The organism is Pseudomonas sp. PB120 (assembly GCF_009761815.1).
Lineage (GTDB): Bacteria > Pseudomonadota > Gammaproteobacteria > Pseudomonadales > Pseudomonadaceae > Aquipseudomonas.
In genome coordinates this window covers 1-15,619 of the sequence record NZ_RWIN01000018.1, presented here as the reverse complement: position 1 = coordinate 15,619, position 15,619 = coordinate 1, and the positions used below count along the sequence as shown (strand labels likewise).

Here is a 15,619-nt window from a genome sequence, read left to right as displayed (position 1 = left end):
GCCTCACGTCCACCCCACGACGGCCACTCAATCTGCCTAGGAGCACACCATGAAAAAGACCCTGGCCATTCTGGCTGCCATCGTGTCGTTGAGCGTTCACGCCAACGAAAAACTCGTCGTCGGTGCCACGCCGGTGCCGCACGCGGAGATCCTCGAATTCGTCAAACCCACCCTGGCAAAAGAAGGCGTGGACCTGGACATCAAGGTCTTCACTGACTTCATCCAGCCCAACCAGCAACTGGCGCTGAAGAACCTCGACGCCAACTATTACCAGTACCGGCCGTTTCTCGATGACTACAACAAAACCCGCCATACCGACCTGGTGCCGGTGGTCGGCGTGCACATCGAACCGTTCGGGGCGTACTCGACCAAAATCAAAAACATCGCCGAGCTCAAGGATGGCGCCACCGTTTCAATCCCCAATGACCCGGTGAACACCGGTCGCGCGCTGGTTTTGCTGCACGAAGCCGGGCTGATCAAACTCAAGGACCCGAGCAACACCCTGGCGACTCAGCGCGACATCCTCGAAAACCCGAAACACCTGAAAATTCGTGAGCTGGAAGGTGCGTTGCTGGCGCGTTCGGTCAGCCAGGTAGACCTGGCGTTCGTGTTCGCCAACTACGCACTGGAAGCGGGGATCGACACCAACAGCGCGTTGATTGTCGAGAAGGGCAAGAGCCTGTACATCGAGTTTCTGGTCGCGCGGCCGGACAACATCAATGACCCAGGCCTGCAGAAACTGGCCAAGGCACTGAATTCCGATGAAGTGCGCCAGTTCATCCTGACCCGCTACAAAGGACAGATTGCGCCGGGGTTCTAATTCTCGGTCGGCTTTTAGGACGCCATCGCGAGCAGGCTCGCTCCCACAGGGGAATGCATTCCAAATGTGGGAGTGAGCCTGCTCGCGATGGCCGCGCCGCTATTCAGGATCAACCCCCGACTCCGGTAGTTGCCCCCCGACAGCGTTTGCCCGGTGGGCTTAAATCGACAACTGCATCAGCCGTTCGCCCTGCACATTTTCGGTGGGTCGGCGCTTGTTGACCGCCAACTCACCAATCTTGATCAAGCGCGTACGGGTCACGTTGCGGCTCAGTCCCAGCAGCGCGGCGGTGTGCACCTGGTTGTAATGGCTGAAGCGATAGGCCGCGCGGAGCAGGGCGTCTTCGACTTTCTCGTGCAGCGCACCGGCCTGTTCCTCGAACAGCTTTTGAAAGGCGCGGTCGAGCAAGGCCTGGGCCGAGTCGTCGACGTGGGCCTGGTGATCGTCCTGACGCTCGATGCGCATGTTCGACAGGCGCAAATCGTCGCGCTCGATCACGCCGTTGCGGCAAATCAACAGCGTGTGGTGAATGACGTTTTCCAGTTCGCGGATGTTGCCCGGCCAGCTGTAACTGCGCAGTTTCAGTTCGGCCTCTTTGCTGATGGTAACGGTGCCGTATCCCAGGCGCTGACTGTAGGCTTCGACGAAGTGCCGGGTCAGCGGCAGGATGTCGCCGGGGCGATCACGCAGCGGGCTCAGCTCCAGGCTGACCACGTCGAGGCGGTAATACAAATCCTCGCGAAAATGCCCGGCGTTGATGGCTTTTTCCAGTTGCACGTTGGTCGCCGCGAGCACACGCACGTTGATGGGAATGCTCTTGCGCGAACCGAGTCGCACCACTTCGCGCTCCTGCAACACCCGCAGCAACTTGACCTGGATCGCCATCGGCAGATCGCCGATTTCATCAAGGAACAACGTGCCGCCGTCGGCCTCTTCGAACCAGCCGGCCTTGGCGCTCAGCGCGCCGGTGAACGCGCCTTTTTCGTGACCGAACAATTCGGCTTCCACCAGGGATTCGGAGAACGCACCGCAGTTCACGGCCACGAACGGCCGGTTGCGGCGGGCGCTGAGGTTGTGGATATGCCGCGCCACAAGTTCTTTGCCGGTGCCGGTTTCGCCGATGATCAGCACGCTGGCTTCACTCGGCGCGACCTGCTGCAAGTGCGCGAGCAAGGCCTGGGATTTCGGATCTTCGAACACCTGGGCCGTGGCGCGGATCGAGGTGGCCAGGGCGGGTGAGGGCGGTAAGGTCAGCAGTTGCATGGGGCAGGCTCCATGAGAAGGCTATGAATAGAAAGTCGGGATCGGCAGGGACTGGTTCAGCGCCCAGTCGCCCAGTTCATGGAGTTTGTAATCCACCGGGTCGTGCAGGGATTGCGTGCGCAAGTTGCGCCAGTGGCGGTCCAGCCGCAGTGAGGCGTGAGTGGAGCGAGCGCCGGTCACTTCAAACAGGCGGCTACACAGTTCCAGCCCGTTACGTGTTGCCGCGACCTTCGCCGTGGCGATGGCGGTGGCCAGGTGTCCGCGCTCTTCGGCGCTCAGGTTCGGGCCTTTGGCCCAGGCCTTGTCGAGTAATTCGGCGGCACGTTCGACCAGCAATCGCACGCCCTCGAGCGCGACCCAGAACTCGCCGTAATGGGCGAGCACATAAGGGTCCTGGCGCACATCCTGGGTGATGGATTTGTGCCAAGAACGGGTCTCGGTCAGCGTGTATTGCCGCGCTTCCTCGAAGGCGCCTTCGGCAATCCCGAGGAACATATGCGTGAATGTCAGCTGCGCGATCAATGGCCGCAGGCAGGCGAATGGCGTGCTCAGCGGACCGGGATCGAGCAGCAGTTCCGACTCTTCGACCCGCACCCGTTCGAAGGTGGCGCTGCCGCTGTCGGTCTGGCGCTGGCCGATGTTGTTCCAGTCATTGTGCAAGGTGATGCCGCTGCGGCCGCTGGGAATCGCGGCGATCAGCAACTTGCCGCCGGCGCTTTCGTCGACCGCCGAGGCGATCAGCATTTCTGAATCGCTGGCACCGGAGCAGAAGCTTTTCTTGCCGGAAAACTCACGCCAGCCACCGAGTTTTTTTACCACGGTGCGGGTGTCCAGCGGGTTGAGGGCATTGCCCCAGAACCAGTTCTTGCGCGCGGTCTGTTCGTACCACGGCTGCCACTGCTCGGGCCTAGCGAACAGGCGCACGGTGGCGAGCATCAGGTGATGAAAACCGAAGACATGGGCAATCGAACTGTCGACCTTGGCGAACTCGCGCACCACGGTCAGGGTTTCACTCCAGCTGGCCCCGAGGCCGCCGTACTGGGTGGGAATACTCAGCGCGAGCAGACCACTGTGGCGCAGGGCGTCACGTTCGGCTTTGGGCGTACCGCCGCGCTCGTCGCGCTCGACGGCCGTCAAGGCAAACTCGGCCGCCAACTGGCGAGCGGTGTGCAGGGGTGATAACAGGGCGCTTCGCGGTTTGGCAGTCACGCGGGGGGTCCTCATGAAAATCGACGCAGGTCTCTTGGGAGCAGCTTTTGTGGCGAGGGAGCTTGCTCCCGCTCGGCTGCGCAGCAGTCGTAACCAAGCTGACGCGGTCCTTCAGAGAAACCATGTCGCCTGTTTTGGGACGGCTGCGCAGTCCAGCGGGAGCAAGCTCCCTCGCCACATTATTCGCAGGCCATATGAGATTCGTTTCAGGCAGTGGCTTTGGCGGGCAGCACGTCATTGGCGATCATCTCGCCGAACGGCCCGGTGAGGTTGGTAACGCCGCGCCCGGCCAGGCTGGCATACGGCTCGGGCAGCAACGGGAATACCAGCTCGGCAAAGCGATACGCCTCTTCAAGGTGTGGATAACCGGAGAAAATGAAGCTCTCGATTCCCAGGTCCGCGTATTCCTTGATCCGCGCCGCTACCTGCTGCGGATCGCCGACCAGCGCCGTGCCCGCACCGCCACGCACCAAGCCGACACCGGCCCACAGGTTGGGGGCGATTTCCAGATTGTCCCGGCGACCGTCGTGTAACGCGGCCATGCGGCGCTGACCTTCAGAGTCGAAGCGCGAGAACGATTTTTGCGCGGCAGCAATGGTCTCGTCGCTGATGTGCTCGATCAGTTTGTCGGCGGCTTTCCAGGCCTCTTCGGCGGTCTCGCGCACGATCACGTGCAAGCGAATTCCGAACTTCACCGTGCGCCCGTTGCGCGCGGCCCGCTCACGAACGTCCGCGAGTTTTTCCGCGACGGCGGCCGGTGGCTCGCCCCAGGTCAGGTACACATCGACCTGCTCGGCAGCCAGTTCATGGGCTGCTTCAGAAGAGCCGCCGAAGTACAACGGCGGATAGGGTTTCTGCACCGGCGGATACAACGCCTTGGCGTTTTGCACCTGCAGGTGTTTGCCTTCGAAATCCACCGATTCGCCTTGCAGCACCCGGCGCCAGATCTGCAGGAACTCGTCGGTCACTTCGTAGCGTTCGCTGTGATCGAGGAAAATGCCGTCGCCACGGTTTTCATCCGGGTCGCCGCCGGTCACCACGTTGATCAGCAGGCGGCCATTGGACAAACGATCCAGCGTCGCGGCCATGCGCGCCGACACCGTGGGCGAGATGATCCCCGGCCGGATCGCCACCAGATAACGCAGGCGTTCAGTCAATGGCACCAGCGCCGAGGCGATCACCCACGAATCCTCGCAGGAACGTCCGGTGGGAATTAGCACGCCGTGGTAGCCGAGGCTGTCGGCGGCCTGGGCGACTTGTTTCAGGTAGTTGAGCGTCACCGGGCGTGCGCCCTGGGTGGTGCCGAGGAAATGGCCGTCGCCGTGAGTCGGCAGGAACCAGAAAACATCCATGAAGAAATCCTTAAGCGATTTTCAGCAGAGTGTGGGAACGCACGCCGAACAGCGGCGCGGCGCGTTCTGCAGCAAGACGAATGCGGGCCTTCAAGGGCTCACTGGTTATTTGGTAATTGGAGAAGTCGGCTTCGGTGGCGTAGACACCGATGGGCAGCGTCAGGGCCTGGAAGAAACTGAACAGCGGACGCAACTGATGATCGAGGACCAGCGCATGCCGCTCGCTGCCACCCGTGGCGGCCAGCAACACCGGGGTGTCGATCAGCGCGTTCAGGTCGATCAGGTCGAACAAATGCTTGAGCAGGCCAGGGTAGGAACCGCGATACACCGGCGCGGCAACGATCAGCAGGTCGGCGTTTTCGATGGCCTGCAGTTCGGCTTCGATCTCGGCGCTCACTTCCTGCCGGGACAGCGCCGAGCCCAAGGGCCGGGCGATGTCACCCAGTTCAATCAGCTTGCTCTCGATGGGCAATTGCTCGGCCAGTTGGGCCAACAGCGCCTGAGTCAGCACCAAGGTGCGAGACGGGCGCCAGGTGCCGCCGGAGAGGGCGACGACTTTCAACGGACGCGACATGATCAGTTCCTTTTTAAACAGTTGCTCAGGGAGCAGTGAGTAGTCACTGGGTTGAGCAAGAGCTGTACCAATCCTTCGGAGCCCCGTAATCCGTGGCTTTCAGCTTATCGGTCAACGAGCGCTGTTCGATTTGCAGGAGTGTTTGTTGATTGACTGTTGCGTGGCAAACAGTTGCCTCAGCAACAGTGCGTTCAGCGATGGGCCTGTTATAACGGCTGTTTGTTATTCCTCAAAAGATTGTTAATTAATATTTATAGATCGTTTAGAGATATATGATCTGCGGCTTCAGGGGGGTAGAAAAAGTCGATAGCCACTATCGAGAGCGTTGATTTCTGCTGATCCAGGGCCCGGCGTAGCCTGTGTTCATTGCCCCGAACCCAGATGCCAGGACGCCCGACATGAAACCTCTAATCGCCACCTTGATGATGCTCGCAGTCTCCGTTCTCGCCGGATGTGCGAGCCATGTTTCCCCGGAATTGCGGCCTTACACCGCTGAAGAAACCCGGGAACTGGCGCTGGAGGATTTGAATCGTCGCGGTTTGTCCTTCGACGAATACCACGCGAAAAAAGCCGAATTGCTCGGCCAGCCGCAAAAATCGTTCAGTTTTGACAAGCACGGTGAGATGAACGCCGAGCGCACAGTGAAGCTCCACGGCCGCCCAAGCTGAGACTGTACTGCTCGAAGTTTTACCCAACTGTCCGTGGGTTTCCCTCAAGGCGTGCGATAGGGTCAGTACCTGACTGACCTTGATGGACTGCCGCTCATGACCCTCTCATTCGATCTGCTGCTGGGCTTTGCCCTGTTCGCCCTCGTCACCTCGATCACGCCGGGCCCCAACAACACCATGTTGCTGGCATCGGGCGTGAACTTCGGCTTTAACCGCACCATCCCCCACATGCTCGGCATTACTTGCGGGTTCTTTGTGCTGGTCGTGGCAGTGGGTTTCGGTCTGGGCGCAGTGTTTAAAACCTACCCGGTGCTTTACACCGTGCTGCGTTACGTCGGGGCGGCCTATTTGCTGTACCTGGCGTGGAAAATTGCTCATTCAGGGCCGGTGTCCGAAAGCGAAAACGGTGCGGGCAAACCCATCAGTTACCTCGGCGCCGCTGCGTTTCAGTGGGTCAATCCCAAAGCCTGGATCATGGCCATCGGCGCCATCAGCACCTACACCCCGATGCAGGGCTACTTCACCAACGTGATCGTGATCGCTGCCGTCTTCGCCCTGATCAACTTGCCGAGTGTCAGCGTCTGGGCGGGTTGCGGCACGTTGTTGCGCAATGTGTTGAAAGATCGCCGCTGGCTGCGCCTGTTCAACTGGGGCATGGCGTTTCTGCTGGTCGCTTCGCTGTATCCGTTATTGATCGAAAGCTTTAGCTGACGCATTGCTTCAACCGGTTGCCCGATGCCTGTTAAGCTCGACTTCAGGAGCGTTCCTACGCACTTTTAAATGAAGTCGTACTTCTTTAACGCATCCGATCAGGTATTGCTGGGCGCCTGATCCCGGAACAAGCTCTGCGAGCCTTTTTTATGAATGAACGTCCGCTGTATTTCGACTACGCCGCCACCACACCGGTTGATGAGCGGGTCATCCATGTCATGGTCGAGTGCCTGGGTTTTGCCGGCAACTTCGGCAATCCCGCGTCCAGCTCCCACGCGTTTGGCCAGCAGGCCCGACAAACGGTCGAGCAAGCGCGGCGCCAGGTGGCCGAACTGGTCGGCGCCCAGGCCGAGCAAATTGTCTGGACGTCCGGTGCCACGGAATCGAACAACCTCGCCCTGAAGGGCGTCGCCCAGGCCCGCGGCGTGGCCGGTGGGCACATCATCACCAGCCAGATCGAACACAAGGCCATTCTCGATACCGCAAAGCAGTTGCAGGACGCCGGGGTTGCCGTGACCTATCTGGTGCCTGACGCCGAGGGGTTGATAACCCCTCAAGCCGTCAGTGAGGCGATGCGCGAGGACACCTTCCTGGTCTCATTGATGCTGGTCAACAATGAACTGGGCACCGTCAACGACATCCCGGCCATCGGCCAGGTGGTGCGTGATCGCGATGCGTTGTTCCACGTCGACGCGGCCCAGGGCGCGGGGAAAGTGGTGATCGACCTGGCCCAGTGGCCGGTGGACCTGATGTCGTTTTCGGCGCACAAGATTTATGGCCCCAAAGGCATCGGCGCGTTGTATGTCGGCCCTCGTGCCCGGCAGCGATTGCAGGCGCAGATTCACGGCGGTGGCCACGAAGGTGGACTGCGTTCCGGCACCTTGGCGACCCATCAGATTGCCGCCATGGGCATCGCCTTCGCGTTGGCGGCCGCCGCATTCGATGAAGAGAAAGCCACGATCGTGCGTTTGCGCGAGCGCTTGCTTGAGCAGCTGCTGAGCATTCCCGGCGTTCAACTTAATGGCAGCCCGACCCAGCGCATTCCTCACACCTTGAGCCTGACCTTCAACGACGGTGAGTTCAATTCCGCGGCGTTGAGCACCTCGATTGCGTTTTCCGCGACGTCGGCGTGTAACTCCGCCAGCAACGCGCCGTCCCATGTCCTGCTGGCATTGGGGCATGACGCCCGCGCGGCGGGTCGCACCATTCGCTTGAGCCTCGGGCGTTTCACCACCGAGCAGGATATCGACCAGGCGGCACAACTGATCAAAGCGGCCTGCGCCAGTGCTCCGGCATTCTGGCAGTAGCGCCTTAAAGTGCCGGCCCGCATCGGCACTCAACAATAATGATGAAGTGGTTAGCAGGAGACACAATGAATACGCAGCCTTCGATCAATGGATCGGTGCCCCAGCGCCTGGCGCAAACCCGCGAGCTGATGAGCCGGGAGGGCATTTACGCCTTGCTGGTGCCGTCGGCCGACCCGCACCTCTCTGAATACCTGCCGGGCTACTGGCAAGGTCGGCAATGGCTGTCGGGCTTCCATGGCTCGGTCGGCACCTTGATCGTCACGCCGGATTTCGCCGGCGTCTGGGCTGACAGTCGTTACTGGGAGCAGGCCACCAAGGAACTCAACGGCAGCGGCATCGAGCTGGTCAAACTGCAACCGGGCCAACCCGGCCCGCTGGACTGGCTGGCCGAGCAAACCCCTGAAGGTGGTGTCGTCGCGGTGGACGGTGCTGTGATGGCGGTGGCCTCCGCGCGTACATTGGGCGGCAAACTCGAAGAACGCGGCGCTCGCCTGCGTACCGACATCGACTTGTTGAACGACGTGTGGAGCGACCGCCCGACGTTGCCGAACGAGCCGATCTATCAGCACTTGCCGCCTCAGGCCACGGTCAGCCGGGGCGAGAAACTCGCCAAGCTGCGTGAGTCGCTGCAGGCGCGGGGTGCCGACTGGCACTTTATCGCGACGCTGGACGACATCGCCTGGTTGTTCAACCTGCGCGGCGGCGACGTGTCGTTCAACCCGGTTTTTGTATCCTTTGCCTTGATCAGCCAGCAACAGGCAACGCTGTTCGTGGCGCTGAGCAAGGTCGACGCCAACCTGCGTGCGGTCCTCGAACAAGACGGTGTGACCCTTCGCGATTACAGCGAAGTGGCTGCCGCGTTGCGCGAAGTGCCGAGCGGGGCGAGCTTGCAAGTCGACCCGGCACGGGTCACCGCCGGTTTGCTGGATAACCTGGACAGCGGCGTCAAACTGGTCGAAGGCCTGAACCCGACCACCCTGGCCAAATCGCAGAAGAGCCTGGCCGATGCCGAGCACATTCGTCAGGCCATGGAGCAAGACGGTGCGGCGCTGTGCGAGTTCTTCACCTGGCTGGATACCGCGCTGGGCAGCGAGCGCATTACCGAACTGACCATCGACGAACACCTGACGGCAGCGCGGACCCGGCGCCCAGGTTATGTGTCGCTGAGTTTCAACACCATTGCCGCGTTCAACGCCAATGGCGCGATGCCGCATTACCACGCCACCGAAGAAGCGCACGCGGTGATCGAAGGCGACGGCCTGTTGCTGATCGACTCCGGCGGCCAGTACCTGGGCGGCACGACTGACATCACCCGGATGGTGCCGGTCGGCACGCCGACGGATGAACAGAAACGCGATTGCACCCGAGTGCTCAAAGGCGTGATCGCCTTGTCCCGTGCGCAATTTCCTCGGGGCATTCTGTCGCCGTTGCTGGATTCAATCGCTCGGGCACCGATCTGGGCTGAAAGCGTCGACTACGGCCACGGCACCGGCCACGGCGTGGGTTACTTCCTGAATGTGCACGAAGGTCCGCAGGTTATCGCCTATCAGGCCGCTACAGCACCGCAAACTGCGATGCAACCGGGCATGATCACCTCCATCGAGCCGGGCACTTACCGTCCGGGCCGCTGGGGTGTGCGGATCGAAAACCTGGTGTTGAACCGCGAGGCCGGCAGCAGTGAATTCGGTGAATTCCTGAAGTTCGAAACCTTGACCCTGTGCCCGATCGACACCCGTTGCCTGGAGCCGTCGCTGCTGACGCTGGAAGAGAAGCAGTGGTTCAACGCCTACCACGCCGAAGTGCGCGAGCGCTTGAGCCCGCTGCTTGACGGTGCCGCCCTTGAGTGGCTGAACACCCGTACCGCGGCTATCTGATCGGCTTGAGTTCAGGCGCTGTTTCCAGCGCCTGACTCATGTAGTCGACAAAGGCTTTGACCCTGGCGGATTGGCGACGATTGGCCGGGGACACCGCATGAATCGGCAGCGACTGCGCAGTGTAATCCTGCAAGATCGGGATCACTCGGCCAACCCTCACATCCTCGCTGAACAGCCACACCGGCGACAGCGAAATCCCCAATCCCCCCAGCACCATCTCGCGGATCGCCTCGGAGTTGTTGCTCTGCGCATTGCCCTTGATCCGCACTTCATGACGTTGACCGTCTTTCTCGTATGCCCATAGGTTTTGACTGTTCAGCAGGTTGAATTGCAGGCAGTTGTGCCCGCTGAGTTCTGCCGGCGAGTACGGCTGGCCGTGTTGTTCGAGATAACTCGGGGCTGCGACGGTTATTCGGTGAGTCTCGCCGATGCGCCGTGCAATCAGGCCACTGTCATTCAACTCGCCGATCCTGAACGTGACGTCCAGCCCTTCACCGACCAGGTCCTGGTTTTGATCACTCAGTTGCAGATCGATCTGCACCTGTGGGTAGGTGTTGAGAAAGCCGGGGAGGCGGGTCGCAATTTGCAAACGCCCAAAGCTCACTGATGAGCCTATTCTCAGGTTGCCCGCAACGGTTTCTCGGCCTGATTGGAAGCTGTGCTCGGCGGCGTCCACGGCCGCGAGGATTTGTCGACACTCGCTGTAGTACCGCTGGCCTTCGTCGGTCAGGGAAAGCTGCCGGGTACTGCGAGCGATCAATTTCCCGCCCAGTTCCGTTTCCAGTGCCCTTAAGACTTTGCTGATGGTCGGCTGGCTGGTCTGCAACTCGCGGGCGACTGCCGAAAAACTTCCACGCTCGACCACGCGGACGAAGACCGCCATTGCATTGAGTTTGTCCATGGGAGTCTCATTGATGCCAAATGGGCATGCTTACTATAGCGATATGGTGTCTTATCGGCATGAGTGACGGGGCGCAAGATTAATCCCACAGACACCTCTGACGGGAATTTGCGAAATGACTGACTCACTTGAAATGCGCGCGCTGATTGTTGACTCGGCCAATGGCCCGTTACGCTTGACCTCAATGCAGCGGCCCGAGCCAGCGGCGGGGCAGGTGTTGGTCCGGATCAAAGCCAGCGGGCTCAATCCTCTGGATGGAAAGATCCGGGCCGGCCAGGCCGCTCATGCAAAACAGCCGTTGCCGGCGGTATTGGGTATTGATCTGGCGGGCGTTGTTGACGCGTTAGGGGAGGGTGTCAGCGGATGGGTGCCGGGCGATGAGGTCTACGCCATGGCTACCGGAATCGGCGGTGCCCAGGGTTCGCTGGCCGAGTACGCGGTGGTCGATGCGCGGTTGTTGGCACCCAAGCCGCGCAATTTGAGCCTGCGTGAAGCGGCCGGGTTACCGTTGGTGTTGATTACGGCGTGGGAAGGCTTGGTGGACCGGGCTCGGGTGCGGGCGGGGCAGAAAGTGTTGATTCATGGGGGCGCGGGTGGAGTCGGGCATGTCGCGGTGCAACTGGCCCGTGCGTTGGGGGCAGAAGTGTTTGCTATCGGTTCGGCTCGTCATCAAGCACTCATTGAAGGGTTTGGGGCGACCTTTATCGACCGTAATGCGTTGGTTGAGGACTATGTGGCCGAGCACACCGGCGGGGAGGGCTTCGATATCGTGTATGACACGGTAGGCGGTGCAACGCTGGATGCGTCGTTCAAGGCTGCACGGGTTTATCACGGTCATGTGGTGAGCTGCCTCGGTTGGGGACAGCACAGCCTGGCGCCGCTTTCGTTTCGCGGGGCAAGCTATTCCGGTGTGTTTACCTTGCTGCCGTTGTTGACGGGCAAGGGCGGCGACCATCACGGACAGATTCTTCGCAAAGCGGGGCAGTTGATTGAGGCGGGCAAGCTGAAACCTTTGCTCGACCCTCGGCAGTTCACGCTGCACACCGCCGAGGCCGCCCTTGAGCTGCTCGAGTCCGGAGCTGCGCAAGGGCGGATGGTCGTCGAGATTTAACGCAGGGCCTCCCTAACGAAGTCCAGTCGATCCTGGCCGAAGTACAGCTGATCATCGACAAACATGCTCGGTGCACCGAACACGCCTCGTTTCACTGCTTTCTCGGTGTTGTCCTTGAGGACGGCTTTGACTTCCTCATCAGCCGTCAGGGCGAGCACCTCGTTGGGATCGAAGCCGTGCTGGGCCAGCACGGCAGCGACGGTCGCCGGATCATCAAGACTGCGACCTTCAACCCAAATAGCGTGAAACAGGCAATCGATAAACGCCTGGAAGCGTTGCGGATGACGCAGTTGAATGCCGGTCACGGCGCGCATCAGCATCAGGGTGTTGATCGGAAAGTGCGGATTGAACTTGAGCGGCACGCCATAGCGTTTGGCGTAGCGGTCGAGGTCCTGAAACATATAAAGACCCTTGGCCGGGACGGTTGCCGGGGACGCGTTCCCGGTGGCTTTGAAGACCCCGCCCAGCAATATCGGGATGTAGATCAGCTGGGCGTCGGCCTGTTCGCAGATCTTTGGCAATTGGGTGTAAGCCAGGTAGGTGGCCGGGCTGCCCAGGTCGAAGTAAAACTCCACGGTTTTGCTCATGGTCTATGTGCTCTTTTATTGTTGTGGGGTAGGGCTTACCAGCGTTCGCTCCAGGGGCGCAGGTCCAGCTCGAAGGTCCAGGCGTCGCGGGGCTGGCTGTGCAGGTACCAGTAATTCTCGGCGATGTGCTCGGGGTTGAGAATGCCGTCCTGATCCTTGGTCGCGTACTTCTCGGGGAAACTGTTGCGAATAAAATCGGTATCGATCGCTCCGTCGACGACGACGTGGGCGACGTGGATATTCATTGGACCCAGTTCCCGGGCCATGCTTTGGGCTAACGCACGAATCCCGTGCTTGGCACCCGCGAATGCGGCAAACCCTGCCGCACCACGCATGCCGGCCGTGGCGCCGGTGAACAGGATGGTGCCGCGTTGACGCTTGGCCATGCGCTTGGCCACTTCACGGGCATTGAGAAAACCTGAAAAACAGGCCATTTCCCAGATTTTGAAATACTTGCGGGCGGTTTCTTCGAGAATGCTGCACGGGACATTGGCGCCGATATTGAAGACGAACGCTTCGATGGGGCCGATCTCGCTTTCAATCTGCTCGACCAGCGCGATCACGTCTTCTTCCTTGCGTGCATCGCAGGCAAAGCCATGGGCTTCACCGCCATCCGCCTTGATGGCATCCACCAGTGGCTGAAGTTTGTCCGCGCTGCGGCGCGTGACACACGCGACAAATCCTTCCTGAGCAAAACGTTTGGCAATGGCACCACCTGTGGCATCGCCCGCGCCGACAACCAGTACGACTTTCTTGTTATTCATGGTTAGATCCCTTTGCTAAACGATCGTTAACTGAACGAACGTTATGCTACGATTTGGTAACCGTCAAGGCGAACAATTCTGAGGGAAAGGCAATGCGATACTCGGCCAGTCACAAGCTGGAAACCAAAGAGAAGTTGCTGGAAAGCAGTGCGGTGTCGGCCAAGAAGTCCGGATTTTCAACAGTAGGGGTCGACGGGCTGATGAAGGCGATAGGCCTGAGTGGCGGGGCTTTCTACAGCCATTTTTCATCGAAGGACGAATTGTTCGCGACTATTGTCGAGCGTGAACTGGGCCAGAGCCTGGCGCGGTTGGGGGCAGATCAGGATCGCAGCAAACTCGAACGTTGCCTCAAGCACTACCTGACCATGGCTCATGTCGAGCATCCGGAATCCGGTTGCGCCTTACCGGCATTGGGCGCCGAAATTGCTCGCGCCGACATAATGATTCGCCAGCAAGCGGAGACCTGGATCTGCCGGCTTCAGGAGAGTTGGGCGCGGGTGCTGGAGAGTGACAGCCTGGCATGGGCCATTCTGTCGCAATGCATCGGTGCGTTGGTCGTGGCGAGAATGCTGGCCACTCCAGACATCCAGCGCAAGGTGCTGGAGTCCAGTTACGATGAGATTGGCCGCCAGATCGCAGGTCCACGAACCTGAGCAGGCAGCCTATTTGCAGATGACGATCATGCTGCGGCTGGTATAGCCGGCAGGGTTGAGCCCGAATGGATAATCACCGGGTTCTTCCACGGCGTCGCCCGACTTGGCGATAACCTTGTAGCCCTTGGGCGCACAGGAGTTGGCCGCGCTGGTGTAACACTTGTCCCAGGATGAAGAAAGTCCGGAACAGTTGATATGAAGCCCTTTCTTGCCGCGCTTCGTGTGCGTCTCTGATGTCGCCGCGCAGCCTGCAACTGCAAGTACGGCGATCAGTATCAAAATTCGTTTCATTACTGTCCTTATAGCGTCCCCGGATCTTGCGCCCGGGTCAGGCTGCTTTCGCACTTGCTCGAAGCATTCGGATATCCCTGTCCTGAAAATTCCATGCATGGCGCTGGGTTGCGGGCTAAACATGGCCTAATTGAGCGTTAAATACCAGACCCGAGTCAAATCCCGTCTCAATCCGCCGCGATTGCAGGCTTGGCGGAGCTCCCCATGGTCATGGTCGCGCCAACGGAGGCGAGAATGATGCACGCGATAGCCATCCACTGAGAAAACGAGAGGTATTCTTGAAGAAAAATCAGCCCGGACAGCGCGCCGATCGCGGGTTCAATACTCATCAGGGTGCCGAACGTGCGGGCTGGCATTCTGGTCAGGGCGATCATTTCCAGCGTATAGGGCACGGCGGTGGAGAGCAGGGCGACACCCAGGGCCACCGGGAGCAACGATAGGGACAATAAAGCAGCACCAGCATGGACAATGCCAATGGGGGCTACGAACAGCGCTGCGATGATCACCCCCAGTGCGGCTGTCTGCACACCGTTGTCGGCGCCCGCCTTTTGCCCGAACAGAATGTATAGGGCCCAGCAGGCGCCGGCACCCAATGCATAAGCGGCACCTGTCAGGTCTATCCCCGATGCCGTTGCGCCAATCGGAATTAACAGCAGCAGGCCTGCTGCGGCCAGCGCGATCCACAAAAAATCAATCGCGCGGCGTGATGCGTAGATTGCGACAGCCAGTGGGCCGGTGAATTCCAACGCGACGGCGATGCCGAGCGGGACTGTGCGCAAAGACATATAGAAGAGGAAGTTCATGCCGCCCAGCGCCATGCCGTAGACGATGACGGTGCGCAGGGACTTGGCCGTGAGCTTCGCGCGCCAGGGGCGCAGTATCAGCATCATGATCACGCTGGCAAAAACCAGGCGCAGAGTTGTCGTTCCTTGTGCGCCAATAATAGGGAACATGCTTTTGGCCAGGGAGGCGCCGGACTGGATCGACGCCATGGCTATTAATAGCAGGCCCACCGAAAACAGGGTCGAGGATAGGCTGCGAGGCTGGTCATTCATTGCGTGGCATCGTCCGTGCAGAGTGTTGCGGGGTGTGTTGAGCAATATACTGCGCATTCATGGCTCCCGCGTCTATATATAAGCAGCGTTTTTGCTGTCTCGATAGAAAATCTAAATCAGTGCTTGACGGCAGATTCCAGATGTCTATAATTCGCCCCACTTCCGGCGCAGTCGAAACGGAAAACTCCTTGGTAAACAACGAGTTACGCAGTTTTCGACAGTGAGTTGCTTCAGGTCATCGAAGCCGAAAGGGAGTTGAAAAAGAGGTGTTGACAGCAGCGTGTAACGCTGTAGTATTCGCCTCCCGCTGACGAGAGATCGAAGGCGCAAGTGGTTGAAGTTGCAAAGGAAGCTTTGAAAACTTCGGAAAATAACCGCTTGACAGCAACAGAGGCTGCTGTAGAATGCGCGCCTCGGTTGAGACGAAAGATCTTAACCAACCGCTCTTTAACAACTGAATCAAGCAATTCGTGTGGGTG

The 15,619-nt window shown here is 59.9% G+C and carries 16 protein-coding genes and 1 pseudogene; 7 read left to right on the top strand and 10 right to left on the bottom strand.

Going from position 1 to position 15,619, the window contains the following annotated elements:
* The first annotated feature begins 49 nt into the window (after positions 1-49).
* Positions 50-820, top strand: coding sequence for a MetQ/NlpA family ABC transporter substrate-binding protein (locus tag EJA72_RS02680; protein WP_157709997.1), 771 nt, complete (start codon positions 50-52; stop codon positions 818-820).
* A gap of 159 nt (positions 821-979) precedes the next feature.
* Here EJA72_RS02680 and EJA72_RS02675 read toward each other — a convergent pair whose 3' ends face one another.
* From EJA72_RS02675 to msuE, 4 genes are all read right to left on the bottom strand, one after another.
* Positions 980-2,083, bottom strand: coding sequence for a sigma-54-dependent Fis family transcriptional regulator (locus EJA72_RS02675; RefSeq protein WP_157709996.1), 1,104 nt, complete (start codon positions 2,081-2,083; stop codon positions 980-982).
* Between the two features lie 21 nt (positions 2,084-2,104).
* Positions 2,105-3,307, bottom strand: coding sequence for an acyl-CoA dehydrogenase family protein (locus EJA72_RS02670; protein ID WP_157709995.1), 1,203 nt, complete (start codon positions 3,305-3,307; stop codon positions 2,105-2,107).
* A 191-nt stretch (positions 3,308-3,498) separates the two neighbouring features.
* Positions 3,499-4,644 (bottom strand): FMNH2-dependent alkanesulfonate monooxygenase, encoded by a 1,146-nt coding sequence (gene ssuD / locus EJA72_RS02665; RefSeq protein ID WP_157709994.1) that lies wholly within the window; start codon positions 4,642-4,644, stop codon positions 3,499-3,501.
* 10 nt (positions 4,645-4,654) lie between these two features.
* Positions 4,655-5,218 (bottom strand): FMN reductase, encoded by a 564-nt coding sequence (gene msuE, locus EJA72_RS02660; protein WP_157709993.1) that lies wholly within the window; start codon positions 5,216-5,218, stop codon positions 4,655-4,657.
* A 398-nt stretch (positions 5,219-5,616) separates the two neighbouring features.
* Between msuE and EJA72_RS02655 the strand changes: the two genes are divergently transcribed.
* The 4 genes from EJA72_RS02655 to EJA72_RS02640 all read left to right on the top strand — a co-directional run bounded on the left by EJA72_RS02655 (position 5,617) and on the right by EJA72_RS02640 (position 9,778).
* Positions 5,617-5,886: a hypothetical protein gene (locus tag EJA72_RS02655; protein ID WP_157709992.1), complete on the top strand. Its 270-nt coding sequence runs from the start codon at positions 5,617-5,619 to the stop codon at positions 5,884-5,886.
* A gap of 96 nt (positions 5,887-5,982) precedes the next feature.
* A complete protein-coding gene (locus tag EJA72_RS02650; RefSeq protein ID WP_157709991.1) occupies positions 5,983-6,597 on the top strand; it encodes a LysE family translocator in 615 nt (204 codons plus the stop codon).
* 149 nt (positions 6,598-6,746) lie between these two features.
* Entirely contained in the window at positions 6,747-7,904 is a 1,158-nt protein-coding gene (locus tag EJA72_RS02645) for a cysteine desulfurase family protein (RefSeq protein ID WP_157709990.1), read from the top strand.
* A 65-nt stretch (positions 7,905-7,969) separates the two neighbouring features.
* The gene (locus tag EJA72_RS02640; protein WP_157709989.1) at positions 7,970-9,778 is read left to right on the top strand and encodes an aminopeptidase P family protein; all 1,809 of its coding nucleotides are present in this window, start codon (positions 7,970-7,972) and stop codon (positions 9,776-9,778) included.
* On the opposite strand, the gene EJA72_RS02635 is transcribed toward EJA72_RS02640, so the two are convergent.
* Positions 9,771-10,679: a LysR family transcriptional regulator gene (locus EJA72_RS02635; RefSeq protein ID WP_157709988.1), complete on the bottom strand. Its 909-nt coding sequence runs from the start codon at positions 10,677-10,679 to the stop codon at positions 9,771-9,773. The genes EJA72_RS02640 and EJA72_RS02635 overlap by 8 nt on opposite strands.
* Before the next feature lie 115 nt (positions 10,680-10,794).
* On the opposite strand from EJA72_RS02635, the gene EJA72_RS02630 reads away from it, so the two are divergent.
* Positions 10,795-11,790: a zinc-dependent alcohol dehydrogenase family protein gene (locus tag EJA72_RS02630; RefSeq protein ID WP_157709987.1), complete on the top strand. Its 996-nt coding sequence runs from the start codon at positions 10,795-10,797 to the stop codon at positions 11,788-11,790.
* Here the strand turns inward: EJA72_RS02630 and EJA72_RS02625 are convergent.
* Both EJA72_RS02625 and EJA72_RS02620 read right to left on the bottom strand, forming a co-directional pair.
* Entirely contained in the window at positions 11,787-12,377 is a 591-nt protein-coding gene (locus EJA72_RS02625; protein ID WP_157709986.1) for a 2-hydroxychromene-2-carboxylate isomerase, read from the bottom strand. The genes EJA72_RS02630 and EJA72_RS02625 overlap by 4 nt on opposite strands.
* Before the next feature lie 35 nt (positions 12,378-12,412).
* On the bottom strand, positions 12,413-13,141 hold the full coding sequence (locus tag EJA72_RS02620) for an SDR family oxidoreductase (RefSeq protein ID WP_157709985.1): 729 nt from the start codon (positions 13,139-13,141) through the stop codon (positions 12,413-12,415).
* 92 nt (positions 13,142-13,233) lie between these two features.
* Between EJA72_RS02620 and EJA72_RS02615 the strand changes: the two genes are divergently transcribed.
* Positions 13,234-13,794, top strand: a complete 561-nt coding sequence (locus EJA72_RS02615; protein ID WP_157709984.1) for a TetR/AcrR family transcriptional regulator — start codon at positions 13,234-13,236, stop codon at positions 13,792-13,794.
* A 9-nt stretch (positions 13,795-13,803) separates the two neighbouring features.
* On the opposite strand, the gene EJA72_RS02610 is transcribed toward EJA72_RS02615, so the two are convergent.
* The 3 genes and pseudogenes from EJA72_RS02610 to EJA72_RS29015 form a co-directional block, all read right to left on the bottom strand.
* Positions 13,804-14,085 (bottom strand): hypothetical protein, encoded by a 282-nt coding sequence (locus EJA72_RS02610; protein ID WP_157709983.1) that lies wholly within the window; start codon positions 14,083-14,085, stop codon positions 13,804-13,806.
* Positions 14,086-14,252: 167 nt separating this feature from the next.
* Complete coding sequence (gene rhtA / locus EJA72_RS02605) at positions 14,253-15,140, bottom strand: threonine/homoserine exporter RhtA (protein WP_157710012.1); 888 nt, start codon at positions 15,138-15,140, stop codon at positions 14,253-14,255.
* Positions 15,141-15,370: 230 nt separating this feature from the next.
* Positions 15,371-15,619: pseudogene (locus tag EJA72_RS29015) on the bottom strand (hypothetical protein); the annotation flags it as partial.